Annotated in this window: 8 protein-coding genes; 2 read left to right on the forward strand and 6 right to left on the reverse strand. The window is 71.3% G+C overall.

Annotation, left to right across the window (positions count from 1 at the left end; translation table 11 throughout):
- Window positions 1–72 precede the first annotated feature (72 nt).
- The 5 genes from J2N69_RS18250 to J2N69_RS18270 form a co-directional block, all read right to left on the reverse strand.
- On the reverse strand, window positions 73–1,119 hold the full coding sequence (locus J2N69_RS18250) for a M23 family metallopeptidase (RefSeq protein WP_230901734.1): 1,047 nt from the start codon (window positions 1,117–1,119) through the stop codon (window positions 73–75).
- A gap of 224 nt (window positions 1,120–1,343) precedes the next feature.
- The gene (locus J2N69_RS18255) at window positions 1,344–3,023 is read right to left on the reverse strand and encodes a GAF domain-containing sensor histidine kinase (RefSeq protein ID WP_230904764.1); all 1,680 of its coding nucleotides are present in this window, start codon (window positions 3,021–3,023) and stop codon (window positions 1,344–1,346) included.
- A gap of 251 nt (window positions 3,024–3,274) precedes the next feature.
- Window positions 3,275–7,000 (reverse strand): thiol reductant ABC exporter subunit CydD, encoded by a 3,726-nt coding sequence (gene cydD, locus J2N69_RS18260; RefSeq protein ID WP_230901735.1) that lies wholly within the window; start codon window positions 6,998–7,000, stop codon window positions 3,275–3,277.
- A gap of 34 nt (window positions 7,001–7,034) precedes the next feature.
- Entirely contained in the window at window positions 7,035–8,042 is a 1,008-nt protein-coding gene (cydB, locus tag J2N69_RS18265) for a cytochrome d ubiquinol oxidase subunit II (protein WP_230901736.1), read from the reverse strand.
- A 19-nt stretch (window positions 8,043–8,061) separates the two neighbouring features.
- The gene (locus tag J2N69_RS18270) at window positions 8,062–9,618 is read right to left on the reverse strand and encodes a cytochrome ubiquinol oxidase subunit I (RefSeq protein WP_230901737.1); all 1,557 of its coding nucleotides are present in this window, start codon (window positions 9,616–9,618) and stop codon (window positions 8,062–8,064) included.
- A 317-nt stretch (window positions 9,619–9,935) separates the two neighbouring features.
- On the opposite strand from J2N69_RS18270, the gene J2N69_RS18275 reads away from it, so the two are divergent.
- On the forward strand, window positions 9,936–10,331 hold the full coding sequence (locus tag J2N69_RS18275) for a cyclophilin-like fold protein (RefSeq protein ID WP_230901738.1): 396 nt from the start codon (window positions 9,936–9,938) through the stop codon (window positions 10,329–10,331).
- A gap of 93 nt (window positions 10,332–10,424) precedes the next feature.
- On the opposite strand, the gene hisC is transcribed toward J2N69_RS18275, so the two are convergent.
- Window positions 10,425–11,504: a histidinol-phosphate transaminase gene (gene hisC / locus J2N69_RS18280; RefSeq protein ID WP_230901739.1), complete on the reverse strand. Its 1,080-nt coding sequence runs from the start codon at window positions 11,502–11,504 to the stop codon at window positions 10,425–10,427.
- Window positions 11,505–12,013: 509 nt separating this feature from the next.
- Between hisC and J2N69_RS18285 the strand changes: the two genes are divergently transcribed.
- Entirely contained in the window at window positions 12,014–13,135 is a 1,122-nt protein-coding gene (locus J2N69_RS18285) for a LacI family DNA-binding transcriptional regulator (protein ID WP_127908761.1), read from the forward strand.
- The last annotated feature ends 22 nt before the right edge of the window (window positions 13,136–13,157 follow it).

Here is a 13,157-nt window from a genome sequence, read left to right on the forward strand (position 1 = left end):
ACTGGGCGTTCCGGCACTCCCTAGAGCTTGATGGCCCGCTACAGCGATGGCCTGCTGGAGCTTGCCGCCTCGTTAGAGCTTGACGCCCCGCTCCGCCAGCCACTTCCGCGGGTCGACCCCTGACCCGAGGTACCGGGTGAGCCGCGTCTCGAAGTGCAGGTGCGGTCCGGTCGAGTTGCCGGTGGTGCCGGCCTGGCCGATCCACTGGCCGGTACGCACCTTGTCCCCCTGGTCGACAGCGGCGGCCGCAAGGTGCGCGTACTGCGTGAAGTAGCCACCGGGGTGCCGCACCAGGATCTCGATGCCGAAGGCCCCGCCGCACGACACGCTCGCCACCCGGCCCGCGCCGACCGACCGCACGGGCGTCCCGATGTCGACCGCGAAGTCCTGCCCGGTGTGCCGGTGCGCCCAGCGTTCCCCGGCGCTGTCGAAGCCCGCGGAGAGTTCGTACGTCTTCACGGGCGTGACCCACGCGCGCGTGGAAGGCTTCTTCTTCGGCTGGCGCAGGCGGACGGCGCCCCGGCACTTCCCCGCGGCCACCGCCCGGTCCGCCTCGTCCTGGAGAGCCCACTGAGCCGACTCCAGCTTCCGTTCGATGCCGCGCTTCAGCACCGCCAGGCGGGCGAGGCGCCGGTTAAGGCCGTGCTGGGCCCGGTCCGCCTCGCGTTTGGCGACGGTGAGGCGGGCCGCTGCGCGACGCGTCTTGAGGACGGCGCTGTGGACGGCCAGGTCGGCCCGCGACTGGATCTGCTTCCCGCGCAGCAGCGCGTCGGGGCTGTCGGCCAGCAGGAGCTGTGCGGTGTAGGGGAGACCGCCGCCAGTGCGGTACTGGGCGCTCGCCAGCCGGCCGAGCTCACCGTGCAGCGCCGCGACGTCGTACTGCTTCTGGGAGAGCAGTTGGTTCAGTTTCTGGACCTTCTCACTCTGGAGATCTGCGGCCCGCCGCCCCTCTTCGTAGCGTGCGGTTGCGAGCGAGGCCTCTTCGTAGAGCCGCGCCACCTCCGCGCTCGCGCCGGGTCCCTCGGAGGCGGCAGCGGGTGGCGTGAGCCCGAGCAGCGCGCACAGCAGTACCGACACACTGAGGAGAGGGCGCGGACGATGACGCTGGCTCTGGGGCATGTCACGGATCGTTGCCTGTCCCGGCGGCACGGTCTCGCTGGATTCGGGCACTCGGGGGGACATGGTGCCCCGTACGGCGCACGCGGATACCGCCGAACAGGGAGGCGGGACCGCATTACCCGTCCGCCCGGAGACCGACACCCGGCTGGCCCCCGCAGGCAACACCCGGGCGCCGACAATCGACCCCCACAGACAACCTTCGGGCGCCGACACCCCGCCAGAGATCAATACGGCGCCTGCCACACCACCGTCGTCCCGCGCCCCTCCTCGCCGATGCCGGGCCCGTACCAGCTGTCGCCGCCCAGCGACTCGGCCCGCCTCTTGAGGTTCTTCAGGCCGCTGCGGCGGCCGCCCTCCGCGATGCCCACCCCGTCGTCGGCCACCGTCAGGCGCACGCCCTGGCGTTCGCCGGGCAACAGCACCGTCGAGTCGACGACGACGTCGATGCGGGCGGCGTGCGCGTGCCGGAAGGCGTTCGACAGGGCCTCCCGCAGAGCCGCGATGAGGTTCTTGCCGGTCAGCTCGCCCACCACGGTGTCGACGGGGCCCACGAAGCGGTGCGTGGGCTTGAAGCCGAGCGGGACGGCGGCCATGTTGATCTCCCGGAGCACACGGGTCCGCAGCCCCGACGGTGCCTCGGCCGGGCCCTGCTGAAGCGCGAAGATCGCCGTACGGATCTCCTGGATCGTCACGTCCAGCTCGTCGACCGCCTTGCCCACGCCGACCTGCACCTCCGGTACGACGGACCTGCGCTGGGCGCTCTCCAGCATCATCCCGGTCGCGAAGAGCCGCTGGATGACCAGGTCGTGCAGGTCCCTGGCGATCCGGTCGCGGTCCTCGTACACCGCGAGCCGCTCCCGGTCCCGCTGCGCCTCGGCCATCATCAGCGCGAGCGCGGCCTGTGAGGCGAACTGGGCGGCGAGCGTCCGCTCGGCCTCGGTGAAGGGACGGGCCCCGCGCGCGCGGGGCGTCACGAGTGCGCCGAGGACCCGGCCGTCGCTCTGCAGCGGCAGCATCATCACGGGGCCGTAGCGGTCGGCGAGGTGGGTGACGGTGTGGGGATCGGTCGCCGCGTCGTCGATGAAGACGGCCTGGCCCGCGAGCAGTTGGGTCACGATGCGGCTCTCCGCCGGGACGATCAGGCCAAGCGCACCGGTGGGCCCGTCCGAGGAGACGGCGACGACCTCCATGCCGCCCTCCTCGTCGGGCAGCAGCACGATCCCGGCGGCCGAGTCCGCGAGGTGCCGTGCCTGCTCGGCGACGACGGCGAGGGCGTCCTCCGCGTCGCTGCCGGAGAGCAGGGCCGTGGTGACCGCCACGGAGCCGTCGATCCAGCGCTCGCGCTGCTTGGCGGCTTCGTAGAGGCGTGCGTTGCCGATGGCGATCCCGGCCTCCGTAGCCAGGACGCGGACCATGTGCACGTCGTAGTCGTTGAACTCGGCCCCGTTCCGCTTCTCGGTCAGATAGAGGTTGCCGAAGATCTTGCCCTGGACGCGGATGGGGACGCCGAGGAAACTGCGCATCGGCGGGTGGTGGGCGGGGAAACCGCAGGAGCGCGGGTCGGCGGAGAGATCGGCGAGGCGCAGCGTCCTCGGCTGGTGGATGAGGGCGCCGAGGAGCCCCTTGTGGCCGTCGGGCAGCCGCCCGATCCGCTCGGCGGTCCGCGCGTCGATGCCGTGGAAGACGAAGTCGGAGAGTCCGTCGCCGTCTTCGGAGACGACGCCGATCGCGGCGTAGTGGGCGTCCGCCAGCTCGGCGGCGGTCTCGCAGATGCGGTCCAGGGTGGTGTGGAGTTCCAGCCCGGTGCCGACCGACCGCATGGCTTCGAGCAGCTGCGGCACCCGTGAGGTCAGCTCGGGCGAGAGCCCCTGGAGGCTGTGGGTCGCCCGCGCCGCCGAGCCCATCGGACCCGCCGAGCCGACCGGCCCCGCCAAGCCCATCGGACCCGCCGATTCCGCCGAGCCGGTTGTCCGCCCCGCCGAGTCCGTACACCCCACCGGGTCCGCCGACGTCGAGGGGCGGGGGCCGTCGGGGAGCGGGGCGTCGGCGGAGGCCGCGGGGTCTGACATGCCTTTGAGCGTAGTTAGTCCTATTTACAGGGGAAAGTCGAAGCCGAGGTTCATCCGAGCCGAAGACAGCTCAGGTCCCGGCCCCGTCAGCCCACCGTGAGCAGATCCGCCGCACGCTCCACCTCCAGCATCCGCCGCAACGGCCCCTCCACCGCCGCCAGCTCCGCGTACGTGCCGCGCTGCGCGACCCTCCCCGCGTCGAGGACGATCACCTCGTCGACCGCGTCGAGGCCGGCGAGCCGGTGCGTGATGAGCAGCGTCGTACGCCCCTCCGTCGCGGCCAGCAGGTCGGCGGTGACGGCGTCCGCGGTCGGCAGGTCGAGGTGCTCGGCGGGCTCGTCGAGCACGAGGACGGGGAAGTCCGCGAGCAGCGCGCGGGCCAGTGCGAGCCGCTGGCGCTGGCCTCCGGAGAGCCGCGCGCCGTGCTCACCGACGAGCGTGTCGAGCCCGTCGGGCAGCGAACCGACCCACCCATCGAGCCGGGCCCGCTCCAGGGCGCCGCGCAGCTCCGCGTCGGTGGCGTCCTTCTTGGCGAGCAACAGGTTCTCGCGCACCGAGCTGTCGAAGATGTGCGCGTCCTGGGCGCAGAGCCCGACCATGCGGCGCACGGTGTCTCCGTCCAGCGTGGCCGCGTCCACACCGCCGAGTGTGTACGTCCCCTCGTACTCCCCCACGAACCGCAGCAGCACCTGCGCGAGCGTCGTCTTGCCGGAACCGGAGGGGCCGACCACGGCGATCCGCCGGCCCCGCTCCAGCGTCAGGCCGACGCCCGCGAGCGCGTCCCTTGCCTGGCCCGCGTGCCGGGCGCGCAGAGCCGTGACGCGCAGCGGGAAGGGCGAGGCGGGTGCCGGGGCGGGCGTGGCGGGCTCCGGTACGGGATCGGCGGCGTCAAGCACCTCATGGACGCGCTCGGCGCTCTTGCGCACCCGCTGGCGGTACTGCACGGCGAGCGGCAGCCCCAGCACCGCCTCGAAGGCGGCGAGCGGCGTCAGCACGACCACGGCCAGCGCGACACCGCTCAGCCGCCCGTCCTGCACCGCCTGGACACCGACGAGCGCGGCCGCGGTCACGGTCAGCCCGGTCACGAGCGCGCCGAGCCCGTCGCCGAGCGCGGTGGCGGTGGCACCCCGCGAGGCGATCCGCGTCAGCTCGGCGTCGGCCTCCCCGGCCTTGGCCGTACGACGCTTCAGCGCGCCGGCGACGGTCAGCTCGGCGGTGCCGGTCAGCAGATCGGCCACGCGCGTGGCGAGCACCCCGCGCGCGGGGGCCAGCCTGCGCTCCGCCCGGCGGGCCACGGCGCCGCTCAGCAGCGGGACCCCGACGCCCGCGGCGAGCAGACCGGCGGCGAGCACGGCACCGGCCTCGGGCAGCAGCCAGGCGGTGAAGCCGACGGCTCCCGCGCTCACCACGGCCGCGGCGGACGCGGGCAGCAGCCAGCGCAGCCAGTAGTCCTGAAAGGCGTCGACGTCGGCGACCAGCCGGGAGAGGAGGTCACCGCGGCGGGTGGTGCGCAGGCCCGCGGGGGCGAGCCGCTCCAGGCGCCGGTAGACGGTGACGCGGGTGTCGGCGAGCATCCGCAGCACGGCGTCGTGCGAGACGAGGCGCTCGGCGTACCGGAAGACGGCACGGCCGATGCCGAAGGCACGGGTCGCCGTCACGGCGATCATCAGATACATCACCGGTGGCTGCTCCGAGGCCCGGGAGATCAGCCACCCGGACGTCGCCATGAGCCCCACCGCGCTGCCGAGCGCGAGCGAACCGAGGAGCAGGGCGAGCGCCAATTGCCCGTGCCGGGCCCGCGCCATATCCCGCACCCGTGCCAGGACCCCACGCTCCGCCCCGAAGCCATCCGCCCCGGAACCGCTCGGCCTGGAGCCGCCGACGCCGGAACCACCCGCCCCAGAGCTACCCACCCCGGAACCACCCGGCCTGGAGCCCTCCACCCCAGAACTACCCGCCCCGGAGCTACCCACCCCAGAGCCATCCGCCCCGGAGCTACCAGCCCCAGAACCACCCGCCCCGGCACCAACCACCCCAGAGCTACCCGCCCCAGAACCACCCACCCGCTCGACCAACACCCCGGCCAACGCCGCATCCCGGTCCCTGCCACCCGTCACACCAAGGACCGACACGTCCGAGCGCGGCCCCGGCTGCGGGGCGGCGGAGGCCCCGTCATCCAAGCCCGCGGCCTTCAACCGCACCACCCGGTCCGCCAGGGCCAGCAGCGCGGGCCGGTGCACGACCAGCAGGACGGTTCGCCCGACGGCCAGCCGTCGGACGGCCTCGACCACCTCGGCCTCGGTCCCGCCGTCCAGCGCAGCCGTCGGCTCATCGAGGAGCACCACGGGCCGGTCGGCCAGGAACGCCCGCGCCAGCGCCAGCCGCTGCCGCTGCCCGGCGGAGAGCCCGGCGCCGTCCTCCCCGAGCGGAGTCCCGGCCCCGGCGGGCAGCGCGTCCACGAACTCCAGGGCCCCCGCTTCCCGCAGGGCCTCCCGTACCTGCGCGTCGGACGCGTCGGGCCGGGCGAGTCGTACGTTCTCCGCGATGGTCCCGGCGAAGAGGTGCGGCCGCTGCGGCACCCACGCGACGCGCTCACGCCACCGCTCGGGGGAGACCTCGGCGAGGTCGACACCCCCGACGCGCACCTGCCCCTCAGTGGGCCGCACAAAGCCGAGCACCACGTTCAGCAGGGTCGACTTGCCCACCCCGCTGGGGCCGACGAGTGCCACGGTCTCCCCGGGCGCCACCTCGAACGTCGCCCCGGAGACGGCGTCCGACGCCCGCCCCGGATACCGGACCGTCACGCCCTCCACGCTCAGCACACCTGAGGGCGCCGCCCCCGTCCCGGCGGCCGGCACCGGGGTCTCCAGGACCTCGAAGATCTCCTCGGCGGCGGCAAGCCCCTCCGCCGCCGCGTGGTACTGCGCTCCGACCTGGCGCAGCGGCAGATAGGCCTCGGGCGCGAGGACCAGGATGACGAGACCGACGTACAAGTCCATCTCGCCGTGCACGAGCCGCATGCCGATGGTCACCGCGACCAGCGCGACCGAGATCGTGGCGAGCAGCTCCAGGGCGAAGGAGGACAGGAAGGCGATGCGCAGGGTGCGCATCGTCGCCTGCCGGTACTCGCCGGTGATCCTCCGGATCGAGTCGGCCTGCGCCTTGGCGCGGCCGAACACCTTCAGGGTGGGCAGGCCCGCCACGACATCGAGGAAGTGCCCCGAGAGCCGGGAGAGCAGCCGCCACTGACGGTCCATGCGGTTCTGCGTCGCCCAGCCGATCAGGATCATGAAGACCGGGATCAGGGGCAGCGTCACGACGATGATCGCCGCCGAGACCCAGTCCTCCGTCACGATGCGGGCGAGCACCGCCACGGGCACCACCACCGCGAGCCCCAGCTGCGGCAGGTAGCGCGAGAAGTAGTCGTCGAGCGCGTCCACGCCACGGGTGGCGAGCGAGACCAGGGAGCCGGTCCGCTGCCCGCTCAACCAGCCGGGCCCCAGCTCCCCCGCCCGCTCCAGCAGCCGCCCCCGCAGTTCGGACTTGACCGCCGCGCTCGCCCGGTGCGCGGCGAGTTCGGTCAGCCAGGAGACCAGGCCCCGCCCGGCCGCGACCAGGGCGAGCAGCAGCAGCGGCGTGCCCAGGTCGCTTACGGAGAGGCCCTTCTGGAAGGCGCCCACCACGATCTCGGCGATGAGCATCGCCTGGCCGATGACCAGCCCCGCCCCGACCAACCCCAGGGCCACCACCGCGACGAGGAAGAAACGGGTGGCACGGGCGTACCGAAGCAGGCGCGGGTCGATCGGTTTCACGTGAAACACACCTTCCGGGAGACCACGACGAGGCTCAGTGGGCGGGGTCGGGCGCGATGTGCTGCGTACCGATCCGCTTGCGGAAGACCCAGTACGTCCACCCCTGGTAGAGCATCACCACCGGCGCCGCGATGACCGCGCACCAAGTCATGATCTTCAGGGTGTACGGGCTGGACGAGGCGTTGGTGACCGTCAGACTCCACTCCTCGTTCAGCGACGACGGCATGACGTTCGGGAAGAGCGTCAGGAAGAGCATCGCGACGGCCGCCGCGATCGTGATGCCGGAGAGCGCGAACGACCAGCCCTCGCGCCCCGCCTTGATCGCCCCGATGGCTCCGAGCAGCGCCACGACAGCCACGATCATCGCGACCAGGCTCTTGCCGTCGCCCTGGTCCGCCTGGGTCCAGAGCAGGAAGCCGAGCGCCAGCACGGCCGCGACGAGCCCGAGGCCGAGCGCCATCTTGCGCGCCCGCATGCGGATGTCGCCCACCGTCTTGAGCGCGGCGAACACCGCGCCGTGGAAGGTGAACAGCGTCAGGGTGACCAGACCGCCGAGGATGGCGTACGGGTTGAGCAGGTCCCCGAAGGAGCCCACGTACTCCTTGTGGGCGTCGATCTTGACGCCGCGCGTGATGTTCCCGAAGGCCACGCCCCACATCACCGCCGGGATGAGCGACGTCCAGAAGATCGCGTGCTCCCAGTTGGTCTGCCACCGCTCCTCGGGCCGCTTGGCGCGGTACTCGAAGGCGACGCCGCGCACGATCAGGCAGATCAGGATGACGAGCAGCGGCAGGTAGAAGCCGGAGAAGAGCGTGGCGTACCACTCGGGGAAGGCGGCGAAGGTCGCGCCGCCCGCCGTGAGCAGCCACACCTCGTTGCCGTCCCAGACGGGCCCGATGGTGTTGATGAGGACCCGCTTCTCGACCCGGTTGCGGGCGAGCAGCTTGGTGAGGACGCCGATCCCGAAGTCGAAGCCCTCCAGGAAGAAGTAGCCGATCCACAGAACGGCGATCAGTACGAACCAGATGTCGTGGAGTTCCATGTCCTGAGCGCTCCTTCCTTCAGTACGAGAAGGCCATGGGCCGGTCGGCGTCAGAGTCGGCGTCGGAGCCTGAACCCGAGTCCGGGCCCTTGCCGGAGCCCGGGCCACCGATCTTGGTGGGCGGGTTGAGGTCCGCCTCGGTCAGCTCGGGCGGGCCGAGACGGACGTACTTGAGCAGCAGCTTCACCTCGATGACGGCGAGGATCGCGTAGATGAGGGTGAACCCGATCAGCGAGGTGAGCACCTCGCCCTGCGAGACGCCGGGGGAGACCGCGTCCCTGGTGCGCAGCACGCCGTAGACGACCCAGGGCTGACGGCCCGTCTCGGTGAAGATCCAGCCCCAGGCGGTGCCGATGAGGGGGAAGATCAGCGTCCACTGCGAGAGGCGCCACCACCAGGCGCCCAGCTTCGGCGCCAGCTCCTTGTTCTTGGTGAGCATGAGCTTCGGGATGTCGTCCGCGCCGGTGTGGTGCTCCGGGGCGAGCCAGAACTTCCGCCGCGTCAGCCACAGGCCGGCGGTGCACAGGGCCATCGAGACGCCGCCGAAGCCGATCATCCAGCGGTACGACCAGTAGGCGGTGGGGATGTTCGGCCGGTAGTCGCCGGGCCCGAACTTCTCCTGTGCCTCCTTGTTGAGGTCGTTGATGCCGGGGATCTCGGCGCTGAAGTTGTTCTTGGCGAGGAAGGACAGGACCCCGGGGACCTCGATGGCCACCTTGTTGTGGCCCTCGGCGACATCGCCGTACGCGAAGATCGAGAAGGGCGCCGGCTTCTCCGACTCCCAGAGCGCCTCGGCGGCCGACATCTTCATCGGCTGCTGCTCGTACATGACCTTGCCGAGCGTGTCGGCGCTGACCACGGTGAGCAGGGTGCCGACGAAGGCCGTGACCAGGCCGAGCCGCATCGACATGCGCATGGTGCGGATGTGCTGCTTCTTGCGCAGGTGGACGATGGCGATACCGGTCATGAAGGCGCCGCCGACCAGGATCGCCGCCGAGATGACGTGGAAGAAGTTGACCAGCGTCGTCTCCTGGAAGAGCACCTTCGCGAAGTCGGTGAGTTCCGCCCGCTTGGTGCCGTCGCGCTCCACGATCTTGTAGCCGACCGGGTGCTGCATAAAGGCGTTCGCGGCGATGATGAAGTACGCCGACAGGATCGTGCCGATGGAGACGATCCAGATCGTGGCGCAGTGCAGCTTCTTCGGCAGCTTGTCCCAGCCGAAGATCCACAGGCCGATGAAGGTCGACTCGAAGAAGAAGGCGATGAGGGCCTCGAAGGCCAGCGGCGCCCCGAAGACATCACCGACGAACCGCGAGTAGTCGGACCAGTTCATGCCGAACTGGAACTCCTGGACGATGCCGGTGACGACACCCATCGCGATGTTGATCAGGAACAGCTTTCCCCAGAACTTGGTCGCCCGGAGGTAGTGCTCCTTGCCCGTGCGCACCCATGCCGTCTCGAGGATCGCCGTGAGGGCGGCCAGCGAGATGGTCAGCGGCACGAACAGGAAGTGGTAGACGGTCGTGATGCCGAACTGCCATCGCGCCAGAGTCTCCGGCGCCAGAGCCAGGTCCACTGCGTCTCTCCTTACTCGCCTCAATCGCCTGCCGACCGTGCTCGCCATGGCGATTTGCCCCTGCTTGTCCCACTGATCTCCGGAGAAACAGGGCACGCTTGTGAACGCGTTCACATTCACAAGCATTATGTCGTACCAGCTTCCATCACCCAAACGGGGGGTCCCCTGTAACCGCGGGGAACCGGTCGGGGGGCGCTGTCGAAACCGGTCGGGAGCCGACCGGAACCCACCGAGAACCCACCGGAAGCGCGGGAAGGCCCCGGAGATGTGACTCCGGGGCCTTCCCAAGAACTTCAACATATTGTTGAATCCGCCGCATGCATACGGAGCAGCACCAGCTACGGATACGCATCTCCTGGCCCGCCGGGCACCTGACGGCCACGATCGAGGAGACCCCGACCGCGCAGGCCCTGGAGAAGGCCCTGCCGCTCACCGCCACCGCACAGACGTGGGGCGAGGAGGTCTACTTCGACACGGGCGTGAGCGTGGAGCGAGAGGCCGGCGCCCGACAGGTCGTCGACCCGGGCACGGTCGCCTTCTGGCCCGACGGCGACGCCCTGGCCCTTCCCTACGGCCCCACCCCGATCTCACGCGGCGACGAGTGCCGCCTCGCGAGCCCGTGCAACGTCCTCGGCCGCCTCGACGGGGACCCGAACCTGCTGTCGACGGTCCGGGCGGGCGACCCGATCCGCGTCGAACGGGTCGCGAACTGACGGAGGGGGCGGGGTCCTTGGGCGGCCGGGGGTGCGGGCAGATGCGGTGCTGGGGGGGGAGCGGACGGACACCCCCCAGCCAAAGCTCCTCGGCTAAAGCTCCTTGCGGAACGCCTCCGCCGCCTGGATAAAGATGTCATTCGCCTCGGTCTCGCCGATCGTGGCCCGCATCCCCTCGCCCGCGAACGGCCGTACCACCACGCCCGCCCGCTCGCACGCCGCCGCGAAGTCCATCGTGCGGTCCCCGAGCCGCAGCCACACGAAGTTCGCCTGCGTCTCGGGCACCGTCCAGCCCTGCCCGCGCAGCGCCTCGACCACCCGCGTGCGCTCGGCGACCAGCGCCCCGACGCGGCCCATCAGCTCGTCCTCGGCCCGCAGCGACGCCACCGCCGCGTCCTGCGCGAGCTGGCTCACGCCGAACGGCACCGCCGTCTTGCGCAGCGCCGCGGCCACCGGCTCATGGGCGACCGCGAAGCCCACCCGCAGCCCCGCGAGGCCGTACGCCTTCGAGAACGTACGAAGGACACAGACGTTCGGGCGCTCGCGGTAGATCTCGATGCCGTCCGGGACCTCGGGGTCGCGGATGAACTCGCGATACGCCTCGTCCAGCACGACCAGGACGTCACGCGGCACCCGGTCGAGGAAGCGCTCCAGCTCGGCCCGGCGGACCACCGTCCCGGTGGGGTTGTTGGGATTGCAGACGAAGATGAGGCGGGTGCGCTCGGTGATGGCGTCGGCCATCGCGTCCAGGTCGTGGACATCGCCCTCCGTCAGTGGCACACGCACCGACGTCGCACCACTGACCTGGGTGATGATCGGGTATGCCTCGAAGGACCGCCACGCGTAGATGACCTCGTCACCGGGGCCCGACGTGGCCTGGAGCAGCTGCTGGGCCACGCCGACCGAGCCGGTGCCGGTGGCGATGTGGGAGACGGGCACGCCGAAGCGCTCGGCCAGTTCACCCATCAGGGCCGTGCAGGCCATGTCGGGGTAACGGTTGAAGGACCCGGCCGCGGCGAGCGCGCTCTCCATGACTCCCGGGAGCGGCGGGTAGGGGTTCTCGTTGGAGGACAGCTTGTAGGCCACCGGACCATCGGCCGCGGCAGGCCTGCCCGGCTTGTAGGTGGGGATACCCTCCAGCTCGGCGCGCAGCCTCGGGCTCGTCTCGCTCACCGCAGTCCTCCTCGTACCAGTGCCAGCAACCGTTCGAATACTGCTCACCTTATGAGGATTCGGCGCCGGTGCGAATGGCCTCCGGGCATCGCGTACGACCGGCCACCTCGCCGCCCTGCCATCCGCCACCCCGCCGCGCCACCGTCCGCCGCGCCGCCGCCCAGCCCTCAGCCGCCCTAACACCCCGCTCCCGCCCCCTTCCCCCACCGCCCCACGAAGGCAAGCCGCCCCACGAAGGCATGCCCCAGGGGGGAGCGCCCCGAGCGTGCCGCGCGCCGGTGGCTCGCTCCGTGGCGCGCATCCCCCGTGAAGGTGAGTTGAGACCTCTTCGAGACCTCCCGCACTTGGCAGGCCCACGCCGGACGATCAGCGGCAGCTAATGCCATGACGCCCCAACCCCCTTTCGATCCAAGGTCATTGGCACACCGCAGCCATGCAGAAACGTGCCTGTCAACGAGTGAATATGCGTCCGCACTACCCACCCCGATGAGCCCTACTATCGGCTCGCCATGACAGCAGCAGGGAAGCACCAGGTGAGCCGAGCGGAGACCGCCCGCCGAAGCAACCGGCAGAACAGAGCGGGCATCAGAGATGTCGCCGCGGCCGCCGGCGTCTCCATCACGACTGTCTCCGATGCCCTCAACGGCAAGGGGCGGCTGCCCGACGCCACCCGACGCCATGTCCGCGAGGTCGCGGAGCGGCTGGGCTACCGCCCCTCCGCCGCGGCCCGAACCCTCCGTACCGGCAAGTCCGGCCTCATCGGTCTGACCGTGACCACGTACGGGGATGAACCTTTCACCTTCACCGAGTTCGCCTACTTCGCGGAGATGGCCAGAGCCGCCACCTCCGCCGCCCTCGCCCGCGGCTACGCCCTGGTGATCCTCCCGGCCACCTCGCGCCGCAGCCCGGTCGACGTATGGTCCAACGTCGCGCTCGACGGCACCGTCGTCGTCGACCCCTCCGACCACGACCCGGTCGTCAGCGAGCTGGTCAGACAGGGTCTGCCGGTGGTCTCCGACGGCCGCCCCGCGGGGTCCCTGCCGGTCACCGCCTGGGTGGACAACGACCACGAGGCCGCGGTCCTGGAGATCCTCGACCACCTCGCGGCCGCAGGCGCCCGCCGGATCGGCCTGCTCACCGGCAACACCACGGACACGTACACCCATCTGTCCACGACCGCGTACCTGCACTGGTGCGAGCGGGTCGGCCAGGACCCGGTCTACGAGTCCTATCCCGCCCACGACCCGTGCGCGGGCGCCGTGGCCGCCGACCGGCTGCTCGCCAGGCCCGACCGCCCCGACGCCGTCTACGGCCTCTTCGACCCGAACGGCACCGACCTGCTCGCCGCCGCCCGGCGGTACGGCCTGCGCGTCCCCGACGACCTGCTGCTCGTCTGCTGCAGCGAGTCCACGGTGTACGCCACCACGGAACCGCCCATCACCACCCTGTCCCTGAAGCCGAGGCGCATCGGCACGGCCGTCGTGCAGCTCCTCATCGACGCCATCGAGGGGCTCGACTCGGACCGGCCCGTCGAACAGGTGATACCGACCGAACTGATCGTGCGCACCTCGTCCGAGCGACGTCCGCCGCGCACGACGGTCAGCCCGCCACGCTCCTCGGGCTCCGGCTGACCCGGATGATTTCGGGCCGAGG

Source organism: Streptomyces huasconensis, from assembly GCF_021028635.1.
In the GTDB taxonomy this organism is placed as follows: domain Bacteria; phylum Actinomycetota; class Actinomycetes; order Streptomycetales; family Streptomycetaceae; genus Streptomyces; species Streptomyces huasconensis.

What these genes read in the sequence shown, in the direction of transcription:
- J2N69_RS18250 (WP_230901734.1), bottom strand. Translation starts at nt 1,119, where the DNA reads ATGCCCCAGAGCCAGCGTCATCGTCCGCGCCCTCTCCTCAGTGTGTCG.
- J2N69_RS18255 (WP_230904764.1), bottom strand. Translation starts at nt 3,023, where the DNA reads ATGGGCTCGGCGGCGCGGGCGACCCACAGCCTCCAGGGGCTCTCGCCC.
- cydB (WP_230901736.1), bottom strand. Translation starts at nt 8,042, where the DNA reads ATGGAACTCCACGACATCTGGTTCGTACTGATCGCCGTTCTGTGGATC.
- J2N69_RS18275 (WP_230901738.1), top strand. Translation starts at nt 9,936, where the DNA reads ATGCATACGGAGCAGCACCAGCTACGGATACGCATCTCCTGGCCCGCC.
- J2N69_RS18285 (WP_127908761.1), top strand. Translation starts at nt 12,014, where the DNA reads ATGACAGCAGCAGGGAAGCACCAGGTGAGCCGAGCGGAGACCGCCCGC.